The sequence below is a fragment of the Ramlibacter sp. genome, assembly GCF_050250995.1.
In the GTDB taxonomy this organism is placed as follows: domain Bacteria; phylum Pseudomonadota; class Gammaproteobacteria; order Burkholderiales; family Burkholderiaceae_C; genus Ramlibacter.
This window is the reverse complement of the sequence record NZ_JBFWNP010000033.1, coordinates 39,570-61,906: the sequence shown is the minus strand read 5'-3', so window position 1 is coordinate 61,906 and position 22,337 is coordinate 39,570. Positions and strand designations below refer to the sequence as shown.

Genomic DNA, 22,337 nt, shown 5'->3' with positions numbered 1-22,337 from the left:
ATTCCACCGTCACTCCGGGCCACGCGCGACTGCCCACCATCACGGCGGAACGTTGCCCGCGATCACGATGGAACGCTGCCCGCCATCGCGTGGAATGGGTGCCCGCGATCAGTGGAATAGGCACTTGCCCAACGTGCCAGCCGTCGCCGAGGTGCTTCCAGGCTACGCCGGTGAGATCTGGTATGGCGTCCTGGCGCCCGCGGGCACGCCGCCGGACGTCGTGCAAAGGCTCAATCGCGCCATCGCCGCAGGCCTCACCTCGCCCGAGAGCAAGGCGCGGCTGACCGCCCAGGGCGGAGAGGTGGTCGCAGGAACGCCCGCGGAGTTCGGCGCCTTCATCCGCGCGGAGATCGTGAAGTGGAACAAGGTGGTGAAGGAGACGGGCGCGAAGATGGATTGAGATTCGGCCTGCACCCGAAGCGGCGTTTCAGCCGCCCCGCCGGAACTCGCTCGGGCTCTTCCCCGTGTGGTCGCGGAACACGCGGCTGAAATGCGAGGGATTGCCGAAGCCCCACGACAGCGCGATGTCGGTGATCGGCCGCTGCGCAGACGCTTGCTGCAGCTCGCGCACGCAGGCTTGCAGCCGCTGCCGCTGGATGTAGGCCGCGATCGACTCGCCTTCGCCCGCGAACGCGTTGTACAGGTGGCGCCGGCTGCAGTTCAGCGCGGCGGCGATGGAGTCGGCGGACAGGGCCGAATCGCGCAGGTGCTGCTGCACGTACGCGCGGATGCGGTCGCGCAGAGCCTCGCGCTGCGTCAACGCCGTTTCCTGCCCCGTCGCCTCCATCAGGGAAAGCTGCACGAGCCGCGTGATGAGTTCGCCCGCGCCGCGCGCGGCCGACTCGCTCATGTGGGGCAGCTCCAGGTAGGTGTTGCGCATCGTCTCCAGCGCCACGCGCGAGATGCCGTTCGCGCCGAAGCGGCGCGCCATCGCATCGCCGACGCGCAGGCTGCGTTCGCCCACGGACTCGTGCGGCACCATCACGATCAGGTGGTCGACGCGCTCGGGGTTGGCGATCTCGTAGCTGCCGGTCGTGTCGTAGATCACCCAGGCGCCGTCTCGCGCGCAGGCCTCGCGGCCTTCCTGCTGCACCACGGCGCTGCCCTGCCAGGGGGCGACGATCTTCAGGTAGCCGGTTTCGCTCGTGCGCGCCATGTCCGGGGTGCGCAGCACGCGGTGGCGGTCCGCTTCGAGGCGGGTGAGGATCACGTCGCCCGCGCGGGTGGCGGCGATGTGGCCGTCGAATTCGGTGTCGCCGTACAGGTCGGAGCGCAGCCCGCCGAAATGCTGCCAGATCCACTCGCACCACTGCGGCGCCCGGTCGCGCGCGGCAACGGCGTCGGTGCTGAGGACGGTGGAGTCGGCCATGGTCCGGTCGATTATGGGCGGCGACCCGCGCGCGCCCTGAGGGAAAACCACTAGCCGCATGCACGCGCAGGCAAGCCATTTCTGCGCGTGCGGCACAGCGCGGCACGACGGGATTTCCTACCATCGCGGCACCACCTTCCAACGAGGAGACAACGCCATGGCCCGAAGCAACGTGAACCCCAACCGCCGCCGCTTCGTGCGCGGCGCCGCCGCCGCCGTGGGCGCGATGGCCGTCGCGCCGCAGCTGATCGCCCAGGCGCGCCCCGTGCGCGTCGGCTACGCCATGGCGCGCACCGGGCCGTGGACGGGCGGGGCGCAGGTGAGCCAGGAGCCCAATTACCTGCTGTGGGCGGAGCAGCAGAACGCCGCGGGCGGGCTCGACATCAAGGGCGCACGGCGGCCGATCGAGCTGATCTCGTCGGACGACCGCAGCGAAGTCGAAACCGTGGTCCGCACCTACGAGAAGCTGATGGGCAGCGACAAGGTCGACATCGTGCTGCCGCCCTGGGGCAGCAATGCCAACTTCGCCGTGGCGCCGCTCGCCAACCGGCATGGCTATCCCTTCCTCGCGCCCACCGCGCTGTCGCGCCGGCTGGTGGAGATGAAGCTGCCGTACTTCTTCCTGTTGCTGCAGCAGCCCAAGCCGATGTGCGATGCGCTGGTGGACATGCTCAAGGCGAACGGTGCGAAGACCGCGGCCGTGGTGTACGTCGACGACCTCTTCGGCCTGGAGAACTACGCGGCGCTGAAGGTCGCGATGGCGGGCAGCGGCATCTCGCTCGTGCAGGAGACGAGCTATCCCGGCGGCGTGAAGGACCTCGGGCCGGTGCTGCGCTCGATCAAGGACAAGAACCCCGACGCGTTCATCGGCTTCACCTATCCGCCCGACACGATCCTCGCGTCGCGGCAGGCGAAGGAGGTCGGCTTCAACCCGAAGTTCTTCTATGCGTCGGTGGGCACCGCGTTCCAGCTCTATCGCAACGTGATGACGCCTGCGGGCACCGAGGGCGTGCTGGGCATGGGTTCGTGGAACGCGAAGACGAGCCCGGGCGCGAAGGCGTACTTCGATGCGCACACGAAGAAGTTCGGCGGCAAGGAGCCGGACCGCTGGGCGAGCGGCCACTGCTGGGCGGGGCTCGAGATCCTCACGAACGCCTGCAGGCAGGTGGGGCTGGACCGCAAGGCGATGCGCGACTACATCGCGAACACCACGCACAAGACGATCATTGGTGACGTGAAATTCACCGGCAGCGAGAACACCGCGACGCCGGGCACGGTGAGCCAGTGGCAAAACGGCGAGTTCGAGGTCGTGTGGCCGCAGAAGCTCGCGACCGCGAAGCTGAATCCGGCCAAGCCGGCGTGGCGCTGAGTGTCCCCCGGCGCCTGGATCGAACTGCTTTTCTCCGGTCTCATCACCGGCGGCATCTACGCGCTCGTCGCGCTCGGCCTCAACCTGCAGTACGGGTTGATGCGCATCCTGAACATCGCGCACGGCGAGTTCCTGATGGTGGGCGCGTACCTCACGTGGATGATGCAGGTGAAGTTCGGCGTGTCGCCGCTGCTCATGGTGCCGCTGTCCTTCGCGGTCCTGATGGCGCTGGGCATGGGCATCCACTTCCTCTGCTTCCGGCGCCTTACCGCGACCTCGCCCAACCTCGATGTCTTCGAGGCGCGCGGGCTCATGGTCGCCTTCGGCCTCATGTTCCTCGTGCAGAACTTCGTCAACTGGATGTGGGGCGGCGACCTGCGCGGCTACGACTACCTCACCGAGCCGGTGAAGATGGGCGGCGCGCAGTTCGCGGCGAACAAGCTGCTCGTGTTCTTCCTCGCGCTCGTCTTCGCGGGGGCGATGATCGCGCTCCTGCGCATGACGCTGCTCGGCAAGGGCGTGCGCGCGCTCATGCAGTCGCCGGTCGGCGCGCAGCTGATGGGGATCAACACGCGCATGCTGCATCCGCTGATGTTCGGCATCGGGCTGGGCCTGTCGGGCATCGCGGGGGCCTTGCTGTCGATGGCCTACACCATCTCGCCCTCGATGGGCGAGCCCTACACCGTGACCGCGCTGATCGTCATCACGCTCGGCGGCTTCGGCAGCATGGCCGGCGCGCTCGCGGGCGGGCTCCTGCTGGGCGTGATCGAGGCGCTGGGCATGCACTTCACCAATCCTTCGCTCAAGGCGCTGCTGTCGTACGTCGTCTTCATCGGCGTGCTGCTGCTGCGGCCCGAGGGACTCTTCACGCGGAAGACGAGGAAGGCATGAGTTCGCGCCAGTTGCTCGTGCGCGACCTGATCGTGCTTTTCGGCCTCGCGGGCTGGGCGCTCGCGCTGCCGTACTGGGGCAGCGAATTCGTGGTGTCGCTCGCGCTCACCTGCCTGATGTACGTGGCGCTGTCGTCGAGCTGGGCGCTGTTCTGCGGCACGACGCGCTATCTCTCGCTCGCGACCTCGGCGTTCTTCGGCATCGGCGCGTACGCGAGCGCGCTGTCGCTGGAAACGATGCCGTGGTGGCAGGCCATCGCGCTGGGTGCGGGCATCGCCGCCGCCGTCGCCGTCGTCATGGGTGCGGCGGTGCTGCACCTGCGCGGCACGTACTTCGCCGTGCTGACCTTCGGCATGACGGAGCTGATCCGCCACGCGATCCAGTATTTCGAGAAGAGCGTGACCGGCACGGTGGGCCGCGTGCTGACGGTCGTGCCCGAGCGCGACACGATCTACCTCACGGTGCTGCTGCTGGCCGTCGCCGCGGTCGGTGTGTCCATCGTCGTGCGCCGCACGCGGCTCGGCCTCGCCTGGGCCGGCATCGGCGCGGACGAGCAGCGCGCGCAGACCCTGGGCGTGAACACGCGCTGGGCGAAGCTCGCGGGCTTCGCGATGACCGCGGCGTTCGCGGGGGCGGTGGGCGCGGCCATGTCGGTGCGCTGGACCTACATCGATCCGCCGACGGTGTTCAATCCCTTCATCGGTTTCCAGACGGTGCTGATCGCGCTGATCGGCGGCGCGCTCACGCTGTGGGGGCCGCTCATCGCCGCCATCGTGTTCAGCCTGCTGGCCGAGACGCTGCGCCTGTCCGCGCCGCAGGTCTACATGATGACGCTGGGCCTGCTGCTGATCCTGTGCGTGCTGTACCTGCCGGGCGGACTCGCCTCGCTGCGGTGGGAGACGTTCCGGTCGTGGTGGACCAGCGGCAAGGCATGGGGGAGAGAGCGACGCTACGAGTGGAGCGGCGACAAGGCGCGCGACAAGCGGCGCGCGCGGGAGCGGCGTCTTGTCTGAGGGCGCGGCGATTCTCGAGGCGCGCAAGGTCTCCGTGCGATTCGGCGGCCTGGTGGCCGTGGACGAGGTGTCGGCCTCGTTCCGCGCGGGCGAGCTGGTCGGCATCATCGGCCCGAACGGAGCGGGCAAGACGACGTTCTTCAACGCGATCTCGGGCGTGCAGCAGCCCACGTCCGGCGCGTTGTTCGTCGGGGGACGCGAACTCACGGGGCGTGGCCCGCATCGCTACGCGGCGAGCGGACTCGCGCGCACGTTCCAGACCCCGCGCGTCTTTGCGGACCTGCCCGTGCTCGCCAACGTCGAGTTCGGCCTGAAGTTCGCCGGACGGCGCCCGCGCAAGTACTGGCTGTGGGGCGACGAGACCGGCGTGCCCTGGGTGCTGCGCGATGCGCCGCGCATCCTGCAGCTGATCGGCCTGGCGTCGCAGGCGGAGTTGCCGGCGGCCGCGCTCACGCCCTCGCAGCAGCGCCTGCTGGAGATCGGCATGGCGATCTCCACGCGTCCGCGGCTTCTGCTGCTGGACGAGGTGGCGGCGGGCCTCACCGAAGCGGAGATCGAGGAGATGGCGCGCCTGATCCGCCGGCTGCGCGACGAGCTCGATCTCACCGTCGTGTGGATCGAACACGCGGTGCGCGTGCTGCTGAAGCACGTGGAGCGCGTGATCGTGCTCCACCAGGGCCGCAAGATCGCGGACGGCACGCCCGCGGAGGTCATGCGCGACCCCGAGGTGGTCGAGGCCTATCTCGGCGACGAGATGGACGACGCGAAGGAGCCCGCGTGATGTGGCACAGCGACACGCCCTTCGAGCACGGCGTCGCGACGCGGCGCGCGCGCCTGCGCGTGATCGGCCTGAGCGCGGGCTACGGTCCGCTGCCGGTGTTGCGCGACGTGAGCTTCGAGGTCAAGCCGGGGCTCACCGTCATCCTCGGCCCCAACGGCGCCGGCAAGACGACGCTCCTGCGTGCGTTGACGGGATTGATTCCGCGCGGCGGCGAGGTGCTGCTCGACGGCGAGGAACTGCCGGAGAAGACCCACGAGATCGTGCAGCGCGGCATCGCGCTCGTGCCCGAAGGGCGGCAGCTCTTCGGCCAGATGACGGTGGACGACAACCTCGAGCTCGGCGGCTGGCTGCTGACGAAGCCGCAGCGGGCCGAACGGATCGAAGGCGTGCTGAACGACTTCCCCAAGCTGCGCGAGCGTCGCGCACAGCTCGCCGGCACCATGAGCGGCGGCGAGCAGCAGATGGTGGCCGTCGCGCGCGCGATGGTGAGTTCGCCGCGCCTGCTGATGCTCGACGAGCCGTCGCTCGGCCTCGCGCCGCGCATGGTGGACGAATTGCTCGCCATTGCTCGGCGCATCGCCGACGCGGGCACGACCGTGCTGATGGTGGAGCAGAACGTGAAGAAGGCGCTCGCGGTCGCCGACCGAGGCTACGTGCTGGAACGCGGCTCGCTGGTGGCGAGCGGCCCCGCCGCATTGCTCGCGCGCTCGAGCGTCATCCATGAAACCTACCTGGGCAACGCCCCGAGGAGCACCTGATGTCCGACCTCTCGATGTTGATCAACGGCCTGAAGGTCACGGCGGAGAAGAACGCCACCTTCGAGCGTCGCAACCCGCTCGACGGCACCGTCGCGACGCGCGCGCCTGCCGCGTCGGCGGCCGATGCGCGCATGGCCGCCGATGCGGCGGCCGAGGCCTTCAAGACCTGGAGCGAGACGGGGCCGGGCGAGCGCCGCACCCTGCTGCTGAAGGCGGCGGAGAAGCTCGAAGCGAAGCTGCCGCAATTCGTGGAGGCGGTCGCCGCCGAGACGGGCGCCACCGGCATGTGGGCCGGCTTCAACGTGATGCTCGCCGCCGGGATGATCCGCGAGGCCGCGTCGCTCACGACGCAGATCGCGGGCGAGGTCATTCCCTCCGACGTGCCCGGTTCGCTGGCGATGGGCGTACGACAACCCGCTGGCGTGGTGCTGGGCATCGCGCCGTGGAATGCGCCGATCATCCTCGGCGTGCGCGCCATCGCGACGCCGCTCGCGTGCGGCAACACCGTGATCCTCAAGGGCAGCGAGAACTGTCCGCGCACGCACCAGCTGATCGTGGAGTCGTTCGCCGACGCCGGATTTCCCGCGGGCGTGGTGAACTACATCACCAATGCGCCGGCGGATGCGGGGGCGGTCGTCGAAGCGATCGTCGCGCATCCGGCCGTGCGCCGCGTGAACTTCACGGGCTCCACGCGCGTGGGCCGGCTGATCGCGCTCACGTGCGCGAAGTACCTGAAGCCCGCGGTGCTCGAACTGGGCGGCAAGGCGCCGCTCGTGATCCTGGACGACGCGGACCTCGACGACGCCGTGAATGCCGCCGCCTTCGGCTGCTTCGCCAACAGCGGACAGATCTGCATGAGCACGGAGCGCATCGTGGTCGACGAGAAAGTGGCCGACGAGTTCGCGCGCAAGTTCGCGGCGAAGGCGAAGGGTCTGCCCGTCGGCGACCCGCGCAAGCCGGAGCCCGTGGTGCTGGGCAGCGTGATCGGCATGAGCACGGTGGAGCATTGCAATGCGCTGCTCGACGATGCGGTGGCGAAGGGGGCGAAGGTGGTGTGCGGCGGCAAGGCGGACAGCACGCTGATGCCGGCGACGGTGCTGGACCACGTGACGCCTGCGATGCGCATCTATCACGAGGAGAGTTTCGGTCCGGTGAAGCCGATCGTGCGCGTGCGCGGCGTCGAGGAGGCCATCGCCTGCGCGAACGACAACGAGTACGGGCTGTCGGCCGCGGTGTTCGGCCGCGACATCGCCCGCGCGTTCAACGTCGCTCGCCGGATCGATTCCGGCATCTGCCACGTGAATGCCCCGACGGTCCATGACGAGGCGCAGATGCCCTTCGGCGGCGTGAAGGGCTCCGGCATGGGCCGCTTCGGCGGGCGCGCCGGCATCCACGAATTCACCGAGTTGCGCTGGATCACCGTTCAGACGACGCCGCGGCACTATCCGTTCTGAGGGGTGCGCCCGGCTGGCCGAGGCGACCCGCTGCTGGTATTCTTCTGCCGCATGCAACGCGGCACGAAAACCTTTCTGGGCTACGCCATCGCCATCGGCGCCGGCCTCGGGCTGGCATGGTGCGCCGTGGTGGGGCTCGCTTTCGCCTCGGTCTACGGCATGGGCTGCATCGGCACGAGCGGCAGGGAAGCCTGCGGCGAGATGGCCGCCTTCCTGGCGATCACACCCATCGCCTGCCTGTTGATGTGGCTCCTGTATCGCGTGGGCCGCGGCATGGTGCGGTCGTCGCGGGCGTAGCCAGGCGAGGCCCGTGACATCCAGCAGCGAAGCCCCGGGCCTTCATTCCCATGCCGCATGCGCGGCCAACTTCTCGGCGGCGAACCGTAGTTCCGGCAGGGCACCCAGCAGCGCCGCCGGCGAGGTGTCCGCCGAGCGAGACGATATCGCGACGGCGCCAATGGGCGAATTCGACGGTCCGAACGGAACGGCGATCGAGTTGACGGTCTGCCAGAGAACACCTTCGCTGACGACGTAGCCGTCCCGCCGGGCCGATTTCAGCATCTCGCGCAGCTGGGCGAAGTGCGCGTCGCCCAGGTGTGCCCCTTTCTTGCGCGCATAGTCCCACGCGGCCCGCGCCTCGGCTTCGGGCAGGTGCGCGACGATGGCGATGCCGCTCGCCAGCGCCAGAGCTGGCACTCGCTGGCCCACCCTCGTGAGCGTCGCCGCTCTCGCGTAAGCGCCGCCCCTCCCCGTGCAGACGCATTCGTTGCCGCTGCGCAGGAACAGCACCGTGGTGACGTTCGGCAGCGCGCGCGCCAGGCGGCGCAGCACCGCCGGCGCCGCCTCCAGCAGTTCGAGGCGGCCGGGGACGGTCAGGCCCAGTTCGAAGTTGAAGGGACCGATGAAATAGCGCGCGTCCGAGGCGCGTTGCTGGACGAAGCCTTCGCGCACCAGGCCCTGGAGGATGCGGTGCGCCGTGGAGGGTTGCAGCCCGCAATGCTGGGCGAGGTTGCGTCCCGCCCAGCCCGTGGAACCGCGCACGGCGAGTTCGCGCAGGAGGAGCGCCACGCGCTCGATCGTCTGGGTGCCGGTCCGCTTGCCGTCCTCTTTCATGTGCCGCATTGTGGCGCACAAAAGAGATGCGGCCCCGAGGGGCCGCATTCCGGTCAGAGCGTGTCGATGAACGACCGCAGCTTGTCCGAGCGGCTCGGATGCTTCAGCTTGCGCAGCGCCTTGGCTTCGATCTGGCGGATGCGCTCACGGGTGACGTCGAACTGCTTGCCGACTTCCTCCAGCGTGTGGTCGGTCGACATTTCGATGCCGAAGCGCATGCGCAGCACCTTCGCCTCGCGCGGGGTGAGGCTGTCGAGGATGTCCTTCACCACGTCGCGCAGGCCGGCCTGCATGGCGGCTTCGATCGGCGCGGTGTTGCCGGTGTCCTCGATGAAATCGCCAAGGTGTGAATCGTCGTCGTCGCCGATCGGCGTCTCCATGGAGATCGGCTCCTTCGCGATCTTCATGATCTTGCGGATCTTGTCCTCGGGGATCTCCATCTTCGCCGCGAGGATCGACGCATCGGGCTCGAAGCCGAACTCCTGCAGATGCTGCCGCGAGATGCGGTTCATCTTGTTGATCGTCTCGATCATGTGGACCGGGATGCGGATCGTGCGCGCCTGGTCGGCGATGGAGCGGGTGATGGCCTGGCGGATCCACCACGTCGCGTAGGTCGAGAACTTGTAGCCGCGACGGTATTCGAACTTGTCGACCGCCTTCATCAGGCCGATGTTGCCCTCCTGGATCAGGTCGAGGAACTGCAGGCCGCGGTTGGTGTACTTCTTGGCGATGGAGATCACGAGCCGCAGGTTGGCCTCGATCATCTCCTTCTTGGCGTCGCGCGAGGACGCTTCGCCCTCGTTCATGCGCTTGTTGATTTCCTTCAGCTCGGCCAGCGGCACGACGACGCGCGACTGCAGGTCCATCAGCTTCTGCTGGAGCTCCTGGATCGCGGGCACGTTGCGCGCGATGATCGTGCTCCAGGGCTTGCCGGCGGCGGCCTGCTTCTCCACCCACTTCAGCTGCAGCAGGTTGGGCGGGAAGTCGCGCACGAAGACCTCCTGCGGCATGCCGCACTTGTCGACGATGATGCGGCGCAGTTCGCGCTCCTTCTTGCGCACGTCGTCGACCTGGCCGCGCACCATGTCGCACAGCTTCTCGATGGTCTTCGCGGTGAAGCGGATCGTCATCAGCTCCTCCGACAGGGCGTGCTGCGCCTTGTGATAGGCCGGCGTGCCCCAGCCTTCCTTGTCGTAGATCCTGTGGACCTTCTCGAACAGGCCGGCGATGCGGTCGAAGCGCTCCAGCGCCTGCGCCTTTAGCTCCTCGAGCTTCTTGGTGAGCGCCTTCGAGCCGCCCGAGCCGTCGTCGTCGTCGTCGGCATCGAACTCGTCGAAGTCCTCCTCGGCCACGTAGTCGTCGGCCTCGTTGGGGTTGGAGAAGCCGTCGACGATGGTCGAGATGACGATCTTGCCTTCGCGGATCTCCGCGGCCAGGCGCAGGATCTCGGCGATGGTGGCGGGCGATGCCGAGATGGCTTCCATCATGGCCATGAGGCCGCCCTCGATGCGCTTGGCGATCTCGATCTCGCCCTCGCGCGTGAGGAGTTCCACCGTGCCCATCTCGCGCATGTACATGCGCACGGGGTCGGTGGTGCGGCCGAATTCGCTGTCGACCGTGGAGAGCGCGGCCTCGGCTTCCTCTTCGGCTTCCTCTTCCGTCGCGGCCGTGGGTCCGGTGTTCGTCAGCAGCAGCGTCTCGGCGTCGGGCGTTTGCTCGTACACCGCGACGCCCATGTCGTTGAGCATGGACACCACGACTTCCAGCGTCTCGGCGTCGACGAGTTTCTCGGGCAGGTGGTCGGTGATTTCCGCGTGCGTGAGGTAGCCGCGCGTCTTGCCGAGCTTGATGAGCGCCTTCAGGCGCGCTCGGCGCTTGAGCATTTCCTCTTCGGTGAGGATGGTCTCGTCGAGCCCGAACTCCTTCATCAAGGCGCGTTCCTTCGCCTTGCTGATCTTCATGCGCAGGGGCTTGACCTTCTCGGCCGGGGCCTCGACCACCGCCGCGGGTTCGCTGTCGACGAAGTCGGCCTCGACGTCGCCCAGGTCTACGTCGCCCTCGTCGAGCGCGCCCTTCGCGCCCGCGGCGCCGGCCGCCGCCTTGGGCTTGCGGCCGCGCTTCGCGCCGGTGGCCGGCGACTCGCCGTCGGCGGAGGCGGACTTGGGCGGACGGCCCGGCTTCTTCTTCAGGGGCTCATCGACGGCGGCCGCGGCCGCCTTGACGGCTTTGCGCGGCTCTTCCTTGGCGACGATCTTCTCGGACTTTTCGGCTTTGGCGGGGGACTTCGTTGCGGGCACGGATTTGGCGGGTTGGGTTGCGGGCGTGGCGGGATGCCTGGGCTTGTCGTTCTTCACGACCTTCAACGAAGCCTTGGCAGGCGCAGTCGTGGAAGGTTTGACCGGCTTCGTGGCCACAGGTTTCGTAGTTGTCTTCGCGGCGACGGCGGACTTGGCAGCGGGCATGAAAAATACCTCGGAGTGGATACTCGGCAGTAACTGCAAACACACGATGCGCCACGAAGACCCGGCGCGGGCGAGAAACCGGCTCGGCAAATAAGGCACGAGCGGCGGCCGGGCAAGATGGGAGGGCGAACATTTGGTGTGCAGTCCTTGCGGGTGATTGGCCTGCCCTGTTGGGGGATGCCCGCATTGCGCGGCGCTGGCCGTTCCGGAGGTGCTGCTGTCGCTCTTGCCTCAGCAACCTTACATTATATCGTCATCGTTCGAAATCAAGACGGGCGCTTCGCTTTTTGCGCTTCCACCAGCACCTTGAGTCGTTCGTAGGCCTGCGGATCGGTGGCCGCGGTGGCCGACAGGCGCTTCATTTCCTCGGCTTGCCTCAGCTTGCGTTCCTGCGCGAGGATCTGCGCGAGCTCGGCCGGATCGCTTTCGATCTCGGGCGGCAGTTTCGCCACCTCGCCGGCCACGAAGTCCTCGTGTTCATGCCCGCGCAGCGCCTCGCGCAAGGCGCTCCAGGGTTGCGCGCCGTGGTCGTGGTGCTGCGCGTCGAGCCACGCGAACATCGGGCCGTGCGGCGCCGGCAATTCGCACAACAGGTGGTGGTCGTCATGGCTCAGCCGCTCCCAGGCCAGCGGCTCGGTCAACACGATCTGCAGGGCGCGGGTGGGGCGACTCACGGGAAGTTGCCGCCCGGCGACGCGGGGCCGCGATGCCGCGGGCGGGGCCGGCGGGCGCCACTTCTGGCGCGGCGGCGCTGCCGGTGCGAGTCCCCACAGCTCGCCCAGCTCATGCGGGCCGAGCTGCGCGAGTTCGGCGATCTCGGTGAGCAATTGCCGCTTCAGCGCGCCCTCGGGCAACTGCATCCACATCGGCTTCGCATTCGCCGCCATGTGCGCCCGTCCCTCCGCCGTCGCGAGGTCGCAGCCCTCGCGCGCGACCTCGACGAGAAAGCGCGACAGCGGCGTGGCATCGTGGACGTAGCGCGCAAAAGCGTCCTGGCCGAACTCGCGTATGAAGGTGTCGGGGTCGTGCTCGGCCGGAAGAAACAGGAACTTCACCGTTCGCACGTCGGTGGCATAGGGCAGGGCCCCATCGAGCGCCTTGCGCGCGGCGCGGCGGCCGGCCGCGTCGCCGTCGAAGCTGAAGACGACGCTGTCGGTGAAGCGGAAGAGCTTCTGCACGTGGTCGGTCGTGCAGGCCGTGCCCAGCGTCGCCACCGCATTCGGAAAACCGAGCTGGGCGAGGGCGACGACGTCCATGTAGCCCTCGGTGACCAGCACGTAGCCGTGTTCGCGCAGCGCGTTGCGCGCCTCGAACAGGCCGTACAGCTCGCGGCCCTTGCTGAAGATGGGCGTCTCGGGCGAGTTGAGGTACTTCGGCTTCTCGTCGCCGAGCACGCGGCCGCCGAAGCCGATGCATTCGCCCTTCACGTTGCGGATGGGGAACATCACGCGGTCGCGGAAGCGGTCGTAGCGCTTGCCGTCATCGTCGTTCACGATCACGAGGCCGCTTTCCGCGAGCAGCGGGTCGTCGTAGTCCGGGAAGACGCTCGCGAGCCCCCGCCAGCCTTCGGGCGCGTAGCCGAGGCCGAACACCTTGGCGATTTCGCCCGTCACGCCGCGCCCCTTGAGGTAGTCGACCGCCTTGGCCGAACCCCGCAACTGCTTCCTCCAGGCGGCGCCGGCCTTCTCGAGCACGTCGGAGAGCGTGGCCTGCTTCTGGCGATCCTGCGCGGCGCGTTCGCGGTCGGCGGGCGAGCGCTCGTCCTCCGGCACCTGCATGCCGTACTGGCCCGCGAGGTCCTTCACGGCCTCCACGAAGCCCATGCCCGCATAGTCCATGAGGAAGCCGATGGCGTTGCCGTTCTTGCCGCAGCCGAAGCAGTGATAGAACTGCTTGGACGGGCTCACGCTGAACGAGGGCGACTTCTCGCCGTGGAAGGGGCACAGCCCCATGTAATTGGCGCCGCCCTTCTTGAGCTGCACGTAGCGCCCGACGATCTCCACCACGTCGGCGCGCGAGAGCAGCTCCTGGATGAAGTTTTGCGGAATGGCCATGGCGGGAAACCACCGAGCCTACAAGAAACGCCGATGCCCCCCTCTCCCGCGCGCGGGAGAGGGTCGGGGCGAGGTCCTCAGGTCTTCGCCGCCATGCCCAGCCGCTCGATCGTCGCCTTCTCCGCCGCGTAGGTCTCGGCCGCCCACTTCGTATACGTCGAGGTGTCCATGTAGATCACGCTCTGGTCGTACTTGTCGAAGCTCGCGATCACCGCCGGATCGTCGAGCGTCTTCTTGAACGCATCGTGGATGGCGCGAACCACGGCCGCATCCATGCCCTTCGGACCGCAGACGCCGAAGGGCGAGTCGGACACGGTCTTGTAGCCGAGCTCGTTGAGCGTCGGCACGTTCGGCCAGCGCTTCGTGCGCTTGCTGCCGTAGGTGGCGATCAGGCGCAGCTTGCCGGCGTCCACGTGCGGGCCCCAGCCCGTCGCGTCGCTCGCGCCCATGATGTGGCCGCCCAGGATGGCCTGCATGTTTTCCGCGTTGCCCTTGAAGGGCACGTGCGTGAGCCGGATGCCGGCGCGCTGCGCGAATTCCTCCACCGCGAGGTGCGGGCTGGTGCCGGTGCCGGTGGAGCCGTAGCTGAACTTTCCGGGGTTGGCCTTCGCGTAGTCGACGAGGTCCTTCACCGACTTGATCGGGGAATCGGCGGGGACGACCAGGCCGAAGGTGTAGCCGGTGAGGCAGACGATCCAGGTGAAGTCCTTCATGGCATCGAACTGCACCTTCTGCATGTGCGGGATGCGGAAGACGCCATGCGGGATCTGGCTCAGCGTGTAGCCGTCGGGCCGCGCGTTCGCGAGCTCGTTCGCGCCGAGCAGGCCGCCCGCGCCGGGCTTGTTGTCGATCACGATCTGCTGGCCGAGGTGCTTGCTCGCGCTTTCGCCGAGCGCGCGCATCACCGCATCGGTCGAACCGCCCGCGGGCCACGGACAGATGAGCTTCACCGGCCGCGTCGGATACGACTGCGCGAACGACAGCGACGGCAGCGCGATGGCGGCCGACGAGGCGGCGGCCGCGCGCACGAAGCGGCGGCGGTCGGGGCGGAATAACGACATGGGCGGTCTCCTTGGGATTCGCGCCAATCTAGGGCGTCGATGGCGACTCGGCCACCGGGTAAATCCGAAGAGGACGGGCATACTCGTCACATGCGCGTCATCAGCCCCGCCGCCGCCCATGTGCTGGCGAGCCCCGCCGCGTTCGCCAGGCAGGTGCTCGCGGGCTTCAAGAAGAACCAGGGCCTGCTCCTCGCGGGCGCCGTCGCGTACTACGCGCTGCTGTCGGTGGTGCCGCTTCTGATCCTCGCCGTCATCGCGCTGTCGCATGTGGTCGACCAGCGCGAACTGCTCGAAACGCTGGGCCGTTACCTCGAATGGGTGATGCCGGGGCAGTCGCGCGCGGTGGTCGCGGAGCTGTCCAGCTTCGTCACCCACCGCGGCGTGATCGGTTGGGTGCTGCTGCTCACCATGCTGTTCTTCAGCTCGCTCGCCTTCACCGTGCTGGAAAAGGCGATGTCCGTGATCTTCCTGCATCGCTTCGCCGTGCGCAGACGGCACTTCCTCGTCTCGGCGCTGCTGCCCTATTGCTACATCGTGTGCCTGGCGTTCGGCCTGCTCGTGATGACGATCGTGGCCGGCATGCTCGAGACGATGGGCGACCGCATGCTGTTCTTCCTCGGCTTCGAGTGGTCGCTCAAGGGCGTCTCGGGCGTGCTGCTCTACCTGCTCGGCCTGATCGGCGAGATCGTGCTGCTGTCGTCGGTGTACATGGTGATGCCGGTGGGCCGCCTGTCGTGGCGGCATGCGCTGCTGGGCGGCGCGACGGCCGCGCTGCTGTGGGAAGTGACGCGGCACGTCCTCGTGTGGTACTTCAGCACGCTGTCGCAGGTGAGCGTGGTCTATGGCTCGCTCACCACGGCGATCGTCGTGCTCTTCAGCCTCGAGATCGCCGCGGGGCTGCTGCTGCTGGGCGCGCAGGTGATTTCGGAGTATGAGCGGATCAGCCGCACGCCCGCGGGCGCGGTCAGTCGCCCATGACGATGCCTTCGCGGCGCGGGTCGGCGCCGCCGAACCAGCCGCGCTGCGTGCGCTGGATGCCTTGCAGCCCGCTCGTCATGTCCTGCTCGCGGACTTCCGCGCCGCGACTCCGCAGTGCTTGCACCGTGGCTGGCGGAAACTTCCCCGCCTCCAACGATGTCGGCCCGTTGTTGGAGCCGAAGTTCGGCAGGTCGATCGCGCGCTGCGCATCCAGTCCCCAGGCGAACACGCCGTAAAGCGCCTTCGCGGTGTAGTGGATGATCTGCGCGCCGCCCGGGCTGCCGCCGGTGAAGACGAGCTGCCCCGACGCCTTGTCGAACACGAGCGTGGGCGACATCGAGGAGCGCGGCCGCTTGCCGGCCTGGACGCGGTTGGCGATGGGCCGGCCCTGCGCGTCGGCCGGCGCGAAGCTGAAGTCGGTGAGCTGATTGTTGAGCAGGAAGCCGCGCACGAACTGGCGCGAGCCGAAGGCGTCCTCGATCGTCGTCGTCATCGCAACGGCCTTGCCTTCGGCGTCGACGACGCTGATGTGCGAGGTGCCGTGTTCGATCTGCTCGGGCATGGGGGCGAACGACGAGGAGGCGGACGCGGCGCCGGGCGTGCCGGGTTGCGCCTGCTTCAGGCTCGGCCCGCGCGGCTGGATCTGCTTCGCACGCTCGGCGAGATAAGCGGGGGCGAGCAGGCTCGCCCAGTCTCCGGCGGGCGCGGGGACGAAGTCGGGGTCCGCGACGTACTGGCCGCGGTCCGCGTAGGCGAGGCGCGCCGCGTCGGTGTAGAGATGCAGCCAGTCGGCGGACGGCAGGCCTTGCTGCAGCGGCAGCGTCGCCGCGGGTGTGTGCGCCAGCATGCCGAGGATCTGCCCGATGGCGATCGCGCCGGAGCCGGGCGGCGGAAAGCCGCAGACGCGCCAGTCCTTGCCCCGTGCCCGCCAGTCGTGGCACAGCGGCGCGCGCTTCATCGGCCGGTAGCCGGCCAGGTCGGCCAGGGTCAATGCGCCGGGGTTGGTGGGATGCTGGCGCACCTTGTCGACGATGGCCTGCGCGAGCTCGCCTTCGTGCAGCGCCGCCGAGCCTTCGCGTGCGATACGCCGGAGCACGCTGGCGAGTTCGGGATTGCGGAGGGTGCTGCCGACGGCGCGCGGCGTGCCGTCGGGCTGCAGGAAGTACGCAGCCGCATCGCCGTCCTTGCGCAAATGTTGCTCGGCCGCGAGCAGCGTGCGCAGCCGCGCGCCAAGCGGAAAACCGTCCTTGGCGAGCCGGATCGCCGGCTCGAAGAGTGCGGGCCACGGCAGCTTCCCGTGGTCGCGATGCGCCAGTTCGAGCATGCGCACCGCGCCGGGCACGCCGACGGCTCGACCGCCCACCTTCGCCTCGTCGAAGCCCATCGGCTTGCCGTCGCGCATGAAGAGCTGTTCGGTCGCGGCGGCGGGCGCGGTCTCGCGGCCGTCGTAGGCTTCGACCTGTCGGCCATCGAAATGCATGAGGAACGCGCCGCCGCCGATGCCGCTCGATTGCGGCTCGACGAGCGTGAGCACCATCTGCACGGCGATGGCGGCGTCGACCGCGGAGCCGCCCGCGCGCAGGATGCGGTAGCCCGCCTCGGTGGCGAGCGGGTTGGCCGCGGCGACGGCGAATTTCGTCGTCGCCCAGCCGGGCCTGGGCGTCCAGCCCGAGGCGGATTCGGGCTGGGTGGGCGGAGGGGGCGCGGTGGCGCACGCGGCGAGCAGCGTGGCGCAGGCGAGCGCGGCGAGGAGGCGGAATGAAGTCATGGAAGCCCTGGATCCCGCGAAGGCGGTAACCCGGGATCATGTTGCCCGTCATACCCGCGCAGGCGGGAATCACGGGCTCCCGATCTCCGGCGATTACTTCGGCGCGAGCCGGATCGCGCCGTCGAGGCGGATCACCTCGCCGTTGAGCATGTCGTTCTCGAAGATGTGCTTCGCGAGCTTCGCGTAGTCTTCCGGCGTGCCGAGTCGCGAAGGGAAGGGCACGCTCGCGGCGAGCGACTCCTGCACTTCCTTGGGCATGCCGAACATCATGGGCGTGCCGAAGATACCGGGCGCGATCGTCATGTTGCGGATGCCGTTGCGGGCCAGGTCGCGCGCGATGGGCAGCGTCATGCCGACCACGCCGCCCTTGGACGCGCTGTAAGCCGCCTGGCCGATCTGGCCGTCGTACGCCGCGACCGAGGCGGTCGAGATCATGCAGCCGCGCTCGCCGGTCGACTCCGGCTCGTTCTTCGACATGGCATCGGCCGCGAGGCGGATCATGTTGAAGCTGCCGATCAGGTTGATCGTGACGGTGCGCGAGAACTGCGCGAAGTTGTGCGGCCCCGTCTTCCCGACGGTGCGCTCGGCGGTCGCGATGCCAGCGCAATTGACCAGCCCCATCAGTTTGCCGAGCGAGGTGGCCTTGGCGACGACCGCCTGGCCGTCGGCCTCCTGCGTCACGTCGCACTTCACGAATGCGCCGCCGATCTCGCGCGCGACCGCTTCGCCCTTCTCGACCTGCATGTCGGCGATGACGACCTTGCCGCCCGCCGCGGCGAGCATGCGCGCCGTGCCTTCGCCGAGGCCCGAAGCGCCGCCGGTCACGATGAATACCTTGCCTTGGATGTCCATGTCTTCTCCTGATTGACGTTACGTCAACGTCAATTATCGGGCACAACGAAACGGGAACGAAACGGCCCGCCGAAGCGGGCCGAAGACGGGCGAAAGGGAAACGTCCGTTATTTGAATCCGACGCGGTCCAGCATCTGCTGCACCTTCACCTGGTTCGCGCCGATGGCGGCGAGCGGAATCGTCTCGGCCTTGAAATCGCCGCCGCCGCTCATGCCCTGCAGCGCGGGGTTGCTCACCTTCACGCCCCGGGCCGTGGGCCACTCGTTGTTGCCGTTGGCGAAGTGGTTCTGCGCCTCGCTGCTCGCGAGGTACTCCAGGAATCGCACCGCGGCGGCCGTGTTCTTCGCGTTCTTCGCGACCGCGCCACCCGCGATGTTGACGTGCGTGCCCCAGGTCGCCTGATTCGGGAACACCACGCCCACGCGCTCCATCAGCGCCTTGTCCTCGGGATTGTTCGAACGCAGCAGTCGCGCGATGTAGTAGGTGTTGCTCACGGCGACCTGGCATTCGCCCGCGCCCACGGCCTTGATCTGGTCGGTGTCGCCGCCCTTGGGGTCGCGCGCGAGGTTCGCCACCACGCCCTTGAGCCAGGCCTCGGCCTTCTGCTCGCCCAAATGCTCGGTGACGGCGCCGAAGAGCGAGAGGTTGTACGGGTGCGAGCCCGAGCGGATGCAGATGCGGCCCTTGTTCTTGGGGTCGGCGAGCTCCTCGTAGGTGTCGACGTCCTCGCGCTTGACCTTGATCTTGTCGTACAGCACGACGCGGGCGCGCGTGGAAAAGCCGAACCAGGTGGTGCCTTCGGCCGTCGGCCTGGCGCGGTATTGCGCGGGGATCGCGGCTTCGAGCGCCTGCGACTTGATCGGCTTGAAGAGGCCGTCGGCCTCCCCCTTGTGCAGGCGCACCGCGTCCACGAGCAGGATCACGTCGGCGGGGGAGGCCGCGCCTTCCGCCTTCAGCCGGGCCAGGATGCCCGCATCGTCCGCGTCGACGCGGTTGATCTTGATGCCGGTCGCCTTGGTGAAGTTCGCGTAGAGCGCCTCGTCGGTTGAATAGTGGCGTGCCGAATAGAGGTTGAGCACCCGCTCCTGCGCCATGGCCGGGCAGGAGGCGGAGAGCAGGACCAGAGCGCCGGCAATGCCGAAGGCTTTCTTGATCATCGAGGAAATCCTTGAGGACGGTCGTGTAGAAGAACACGAATCATTCTCAATTGTATCGACTTCGTTTGTGAGTGGGTCGATATTTGTCAAAGACTTGACCTTTCCATCATGGCAGGCTCGAACATGCTGCCATGAACACCGCAATCCACTCCGAAATGCTGAATCCGCCGGCCGAGGAATCGCTGAGCCTCGATATCGTCGGCATGACCTGCGCCTCGTGCGTGTCCCGGGTGGAAAAGGCGCTGAACAAGACGCCCGGCGTGGTCTCGGCGGAGGTCAACCTCGCCACCGAGAAGGCCGAAGTCCGATTCGTCGGCGAGGCGGACGAGATGCTGCCGCGCCTGGTCGGCGCCGTGGAGAAGGCAGGCTACGCGGCGACCGTGCCGCCGACCGACCCTGGCGACGCCGCCGCGCAGGCGGCGGTCGGTCAGGCGCTGCCGCCGTGGTGGCCTGTCGCCGTGGCAGGCTTGCTCTCCTTCCCCCTCGTGTTTCCGATGCTGGGCATGGCCTTCGGCGCCGACTGGGCCTTGCCCGGGTGGTGGCAGTTCGCGCTGGCCACGCCCGTGCAGTTCTGGCTGGGCGCTCGCTTCTATCGCTCGGCCTGGAGCGCGGTGAAGGCGCGCGCCGGCAACATGGACCTGCTGGTGGCCCTGGGCACCTCGGCGGCTTATTTCATGTCGATCTACCTGCTGGTCCGGGGTGCGGGGCACGCGGGGCACGGCGGGGCGCCGCACCTGTACTTCGAAGCATCCGCCGTCGTCATCACGCTGGTGCTGCTCGGCAAATGGCTCGAAGGCCGGGCCAAGCGGCAGACGACGGAGGCCATCCGCGCCCTGAATGCCTTGCGCCCGGATGTCGCACGCGTGCGGCGCGGCAGCGTCGACATGGAAGTGCCTGCCGCGCAGGTGAAGCTCGGCGAAATGGTCGTCGTGCGGCCCGGCGAGCGCATCCCGGTCGATGGCCACGTCGTCGAAGGCTCGACGCACGTCGACGAGTCGCTGATCACCGGCGAGAGCCTGCCGGTCGCGAAGTCGCAGGGCAGCAAGGTCGTGGGCGGCTCGGTGAACGCGGAAGGGCTTCTGCTCGTGACCGCGACCGCGGTGGGCGCCGAGTCCACGCTGTCGCGCATCGCGCGCATGGTGGAGTCGGCGCAGGCGAAAAAGGCGCCGATCCAGCGGCTGGTGGACCGCGTGAGCGAGGTCTTCGTGCCGGTCGTGATCGGTCTGGCCCTGCTGACGCTCATCGGCTGGGGCGTCGCGGCGCGCGACTGGGAGCAGGCCATCCTCAATGCCGTCGCGGTGCTCGTCATCGCGTGTCCCTGCGCCCTGGGGCTCGCGACGCCCACTGCCATCATGGCGGGCACCGGCGTGGCCGCGCGCCGCGGCATCCTGATCAAGGACGCCGAAGCGCTCGAGATCGCCCACGAGGTGCGAGTGGTCGCCTTCGACAAGACCGGCACGCTGACCGAGGGCAAGCCGCGTCTTGCCGCGTACGAGCCCGCGACCGGCACCGCGGATGAACTCCTGGCCGCGGCTGCGGCCGTGCAGTCCGGCAGCGAGCATCCGCTCGGCAAGGCGGTCATGGAGGCGGCTTCGCAGTCGTCGCTCGCGGTCGTGCCGGCCCGGGAGGCCCGCGCCGTCGCCGGCCGCGGCATGTCGGCCCTGGCGCAAGGTCGCGAATTGCGACTGGGCAGCAGCCGCTGGATGCGCGAACTGGGTGTCGATCTCTCGCCGCTGGCGGCACGCGCCGCGCAACTCGAAGCGGAAGGCCGAACGGTCTCGTGGCTGGCCGACACGACGGCCGCGCCGACGCTGCTCGGCCTGCTGGCCTTCGGCGATGTCGTCAAGCCCACGGCGCGCGAAGCCATCGACGCGCTGCGTGCCATCGACGTGAAGTCCGCCATGCTCTCGGGCGACAACCGCGGTGCGGCGCGCGCGGTCGCGCACGAACTCGGGATCGACGAGGTCCGCGCCGAGGTGCTGCCCCAGGACAAGGCCGACATCGTCGCGGAACTGCGCAAGGGCGGAGCGAAAGTGGCGATGGTGGGCGACGGGATCAACGACGCGCCGGCGCTGGCCGCCGCCGATGTCGGCTTCTCGATGTCGACGGGGACCGAGGTCGCGATGCACGCGGCCGGTGTGACGCTCATGCGGGGCGACCCCCGGCTCGTCGCCGACGCGATCGACATTTCGCGCAGGACCTACGCGAAGATCCGCCAGGGCCTCTTCTGGGCCTTCTTCTACAACGTGGTGGGAATTCCGCTCGCGGCGTTCGGCATGCTCAGCCCGATGCTCGCGGGCGCGGCCATGGCGTTCTCGTCGGTGAGCGTGGTGACCAATGCGCTGACCCTGCGCCGCTGGAAGGGCCGCGCGTCGTGAGCATAAAAAAAGCCCCAGTTCGAGAACTGGGGCTTGGAAGGATCCCTGAACCTCTGGAGGTTTCGAAAGGACCCGAGGAGACAACCTGTGGAACCTGGGGTTCGTGAACCGCAGTATCGACGAGACGCCTCGTGTTGGGTAGAGACCGGCCTCCAGAAGGCCGCCGGTCGGAAGGCTTTGGTATCAGGCGGCGCGCTTGGCCTTGGCCGTCGTGGTCTTGGCGGCGTTGACGGCGGTGTTCGCAACGGCGTTGAAGTTGGCTTCGGCCACTTCGGTCGCCTGCTTCACGGCCTTCTGCACGGACTCGAGGGCGTTGTTGCCGGCGGCAACGGCGCTCTTGAACACGGCGACGGCGGTCTCGGAGCCGGCCGGGGCGTTCTTGGAAGCGTTGTCCACGACGGCCAGGAACTTCTGCTGCACGTCGCCGAACTGGCCTTCGAAGGCCTTGCCGAACTCGGCGCCCGTGGACGACGTGATGTCGTACAGGTGGCGGCTGTAGGCGGCGGTCTTTTCGGCGAGGGGCTGGAACAGCGCGGCTTGCAGGGCCAGCAGTTCCTGCGCGTCCTTGACGCTCAGGACGGCCTGGGCGGTGCCGGCGGCTTCGACCAGCGCGGCCTTGGAAGCGGTGACGTTCAGCTCGACGAGCTTCTCGACGCCTTCGAACGCACGGGTGGTCAGGCCGAAGAGGGTTTCGAGGTTGGCCTTCTGGGCGGCGACGATTTGTTCAGCGGTCAGCATGGTGGGTATCTCCAGTGAGTTCGACAAGGGTTCGGGGCTTGCACCGCACTCTTGTTGCAGTGCAGCATGGATCGAAGTATAGGGTCGTCGAGATGCATTGCAAGCATTTTTTGCTGCAATGCAACAAATTGGGGTCGCGGG

Annotated in this window: 19 protein-coding genes; 10 read left to right on the top strand and 9 right to left on the bottom strand. The window is 68.4% G+C overall.

Annotated features, from left to right (window positions below; genetic code table 11):
• Positions 1 to 124: 124 nt before the first annotated feature.
• A complete protein-coding gene (locus AB7E83_RS19285; protein WP_428572361.1) occupies positions 125 to 400 on the top strand; it encodes a tripartite tricarboxylate transporter substrate-binding protein in 276 nt (91 codons plus the stop codon).
• 27 nt (positions 401 to 427) lie between these two features.
• Here the strand turns inward: AB7E83_RS19285 and AB7E83_RS19280 are convergent, their stop codons facing one another.
• Entirely contained in the window at positions 428 to 1,369 is a 942-nt protein-coding gene (locus AB7E83_RS19280; RefSeq protein ID WP_428572359.1) for a helix-turn-helix domain-containing protein, read from the bottom strand.
• A 157-nt stretch (positions 1,370 to 1,526) separates the two neighbouring features.
• Here AB7E83_RS19280 and AB7E83_RS19275 point away from each other — a divergent pair, with 157 nt between their 5' ends.
• Genes AB7E83_RS19275 through AB7E83_RS19245 form a run of 7 tightly spaced genes read left to right on the top strand, consistent with a single transcriptional unit; the run spans position 1,527 to position 7,932 of the window.
• Positions 1,527 to 2,738: an amino acid ABC transporter substrate-binding protein gene (locus AB7E83_RS19275; protein ID WP_428572358.1), complete on the top strand. Its 1,212-nt coding sequence runs from the start codon at positions 1,527 to 1,529 to the stop codon at positions 2,736 to 2,738.
• Positions 2,739 to 3,629, top strand: a complete 891-nt coding sequence (locus AB7E83_RS19270; RefSeq protein ID WP_428572356.1) for a branched-chain amino acid ABC transporter permease — start codon at positions 2,739 to 2,741, stop codon at positions 3,627 to 3,629. It begins immediately after the preceding gene.
• On the top strand, positions 3,626 to 4,642 hold the full coding sequence (locus AB7E83_RS19265; RefSeq protein WP_428572354.1) for a branched-chain amino acid ABC transporter permease: 1,017 nt from the start codon (positions 3,626 to 3,628) through the stop codon (positions 4,640 to 4,642). Before AB7E83_RS19270 ends, AB7E83_RS19265 begins: the two co-directional genes overlap by 4 nt.
• Complete coding sequence (locus AB7E83_RS19260; protein WP_428572353.1) at positions 4,635 to 5,423, top strand: ABC transporter ATP-binding protein; 789 nt, start codon at positions 4,635 to 4,637, stop codon at positions 5,421 to 5,423. Before AB7E83_RS19265 ends, AB7E83_RS19260 begins: the two co-directional genes overlap by 8 nt.
• Positions 5,423 to 6,181 (top strand): ABC transporter ATP-binding protein, encoded by a 759-nt coding sequence (locus tag AB7E83_RS19255; RefSeq protein WP_428572351.1) that lies wholly within the window; start codon positions 5,423 to 5,425, stop codon positions 6,179 to 6,181. Before AB7E83_RS19260 ends, AB7E83_RS19255 begins: the two co-directional genes overlap by 1 nt.
• On the top strand, positions 6,181 to 7,635 hold the full coding sequence (locus AB7E83_RS19250) for an aldehyde dehydrogenase (RefSeq protein ID WP_428572349.1): 1,455 nt from the start codon (positions 6,181 to 6,183) through the stop codon (positions 7,633 to 7,635). Before AB7E83_RS19255 ends, AB7E83_RS19250 begins: the two co-directional genes overlap by 1 nt.
• Positions 7,636 to 7,686: 51 nt before the next feature.
• Positions 7,687 to 7,932 carry a hypothetical protein gene (locus AB7E83_RS19245; protein WP_428572347.1) on the top strand — a complete coding sequence of 82 codons (246 nt, stop codon included), beginning with the start codon at positions 7,687 to 7,689 and terminating at the stop codon, positions 7,930 to 7,932.
• A gap of 42 nt (positions 7,933 to 7,974) precedes the next feature.
• Here the strand turns inward: AB7E83_RS19245 and AB7E83_RS19240 are convergent, their stop codons facing one another.
• The 4 genes from AB7E83_RS19240 to AB7E83_RS19225 form a co-directional block, all read right to left on the bottom strand.
• Entirely contained in the window at positions 7,975 to 8,748 is a 774-nt protein-coding gene (locus tag AB7E83_RS19240; RefSeq protein WP_428572345.1) for an IclR family transcriptional regulator, read from the bottom strand.
• A gap of 53 nt (positions 8,749 to 8,801) precedes the next feature.
• A complete protein-coding gene (rpoD, locus tag AB7E83_RS19235; protein WP_428572343.1) occupies positions 8,802 to 11,210 on the bottom strand; it encodes an RNA polymerase sigma factor RpoD in 2,409 nt (802 codons plus the stop codon).
• Positions 11,211 to 11,476: 266 nt separating this feature from the next.
• Entirely contained in the window at positions 11,477 to 13,264 is a 1,788-nt protein-coding gene (gene dnaG, locus AB7E83_RS19230; protein WP_428572341.1) for a DNA primase, read from the bottom strand.
• Positions 13,265 to 13,341: 77 nt separating this feature from the next.
• Complete coding sequence (locus AB7E83_RS19225) at positions 13,342 to 14,325, bottom strand: tripartite tricarboxylate transporter substrate binding protein (RefSeq protein ID WP_428572339.1); 984 nt, start codon at positions 14,323 to 14,325, stop codon at positions 13,342 to 13,344.
• A 90-nt stretch (positions 14,326 to 14,415) separates the two neighbouring features.
• Between AB7E83_RS19225 and AB7E83_RS19220 the strand changes: the two genes are divergently transcribed.
• Positions 14,416 to 15,303: a YihY/virulence factor BrkB family protein gene (locus AB7E83_RS19220; protein WP_428572337.1), complete on the top strand. Its 888-nt coding sequence runs from the start codon at positions 14,416 to 14,418 to the stop codon at positions 15,301 to 15,303.
• Here the strand turns inward: AB7E83_RS19220 and AB7E83_RS19215 are convergent.
• From AB7E83_RS19215 to AB7E83_RS19205, 3 genes are all read right to left on the bottom strand, one after another.
• Complete coding sequence (locus AB7E83_RS19215; RefSeq protein ID WP_428572335.1) at positions 15,290 to 17,071, bottom strand: gamma-glutamyltransferase family protein; 1,782 nt, start codon at positions 17,069 to 17,071, stop codon at positions 15,290 to 15,292. The genes AB7E83_RS19220 and AB7E83_RS19215 overlap by 14 nt on opposite strands.
• A gap of 93 nt (positions 17,072 to 17,164) precedes the next feature.
• Positions 17,165 to 17,923, bottom strand: a complete 759-nt coding sequence (locus AB7E83_RS19210; RefSeq protein WP_428572333.1) for a 3-hydroxyacyl-CoA dehydrogenase — start codon at positions 17,921 to 17,923, stop codon at positions 17,165 to 17,167.
• Positions 17,924 to 18,030: 107 nt separating this feature from the next.
• Positions 18,031 to 19,080 carry an extracellular solute-binding protein gene (locus tag AB7E83_RS19205; RefSeq protein WP_428572331.1) on the bottom strand — a complete coding sequence of 350 codons (1,050 nt, stop codon included), beginning with the start codon at positions 19,078 to 19,080 and terminating at the stop codon, positions 18,031 to 18,033.
• Between the two features lie 131 nt (positions 19,081 to 19,211).
• Here AB7E83_RS19205 and AB7E83_RS19200 point away from each other — a divergent pair, with 131 nt between their 5' ends.
• Positions 19,212 to 21,458: a heavy metal translocating P-type ATPase gene (locus AB7E83_RS19200; RefSeq protein ID WP_428572329.1), complete on the top strand. Its 2,247-nt coding sequence runs from the start codon at positions 19,212 to 19,214 to the stop codon at positions 21,456 to 21,458.
• A gap of 183 nt (positions 21,459 to 21,641) precedes the next feature.
• On the opposite strand, the gene AB7E83_RS19195 is transcribed toward AB7E83_RS19200, so the two are convergent.
• Positions 21,642 to 22,196, bottom strand: coding sequence for a phasin family protein (locus AB7E83_RS19195; protein ID WP_428572327.1), 555 nt, complete (start codon positions 22,194 to 22,196; stop codon positions 21,642 to 21,644).
• Positions 22,197 to 22,337: the final 141 nt, after the last annotated feature.

Coding starts and splice junctions, on each gene's coding strand:
- AB7E83_RS19250 (WP_428572349.1), top strand. CDS start 6,181: ATGTCCGACCTCTCGATGTTGATCAACGGCCTGAAGGTCACGGCGGAG.
- AB7E83_RS19225 (WP_428572339.1), bottom strand. CDS start 14,325: ATGTCGTTATTCCGCCCCGACCGCCGCCGCTTCGTGCGCGCGGCCGCC.
- dnaG (WP_428572341.1), bottom strand. CDS start 13,264: ATGGCCATTCCGCAAAACTTCATCCAGGAGCTGCTCTCGCGCGCCGAC.
- rpoD (WP_428572343.1), bottom strand. CDS start 11,210: ATGCCCGCTGCCAAGTCCGCCGTCGCCGCGAAGACAACTACGAAACCT.
- AB7E83_RS19220 (WP_428572337.1), top strand. CDS start 14,416: ATGCGCGTCATCAGCCCCGCCGCCGCCCATGTGCTGGCGAGCCCCGCC.
- AB7E83_RS19215 (WP_428572335.1), bottom strand. CDS start 17,071: ATGACTTCATTCCGCCTCCTCGCCGCGCTCGCCTGCGCCACGCTGCTC.
- AB7E83_RS19280 (WP_428572359.1), bottom strand. CDS start 1,369: ATGGCCGACTCCACCGTCCTCAGCACCGACGCCGTTGCCGCGCGCGAC.
- AB7E83_RS19205 (WP_428572331.1), bottom strand. CDS start 19,080: ATGATCAAGAAAGCCTTCGGCATTGCCGGCGCTCTGGTCCTGCTCTCC.
- AB7E83_RS19210 (WP_428572333.1), bottom strand. CDS start 17,923: ATGGACATCCAAGGCAAGGTATTCATCGTGACCGGCGGCGCTTCGGGC.
- AB7E83_RS19195 (WP_428572327.1), bottom strand. CDS start 22,196: ATGCTGACCGCTGAACAAATCGTCGCCGCCCAGAAGGCCAACCTCGAA.
- AB7E83_RS19265 (WP_428572354.1), top strand. CDS start 3,626: ATGAGTTCGCGCCAGTTGCTCGTGCGCGACCTGATCGTGCTTTTCGGC.
- AB7E83_RS19255 (WP_428572351.1), top strand. CDS start 5,423: ATGTGGCACAGCGACACGCCCTTCGAGCACGGCGTCGCGACGCGGCGC.
- AB7E83_RS19245 (WP_428572347.1), top strand. CDS start 7,687: ATGCAACGCGGCACGAAAACCTTTCTGGGCTACGCCATCGCCATCGGC.
- AB7E83_RS19200 (WP_428572329.1), top strand. CDS start 19,212: ATGAACACCGCAATCCACTCCGAAATGCTGAATCCGCCGGCCGAGGAA.
- AB7E83_RS19240 (WP_428572345.1), bottom strand. CDS start 8,748: ATGAAAGAGGACGGCAAGCGGACCGGCACCCAGACGATCGAGCGCGTG.
- AB7E83_RS19275 (WP_428572358.1), top strand. CDS start 1,527: ATGGCCCGAAGCAACGTGAACCCCAACCGCCGCCGCTTCGTGCGCGGC.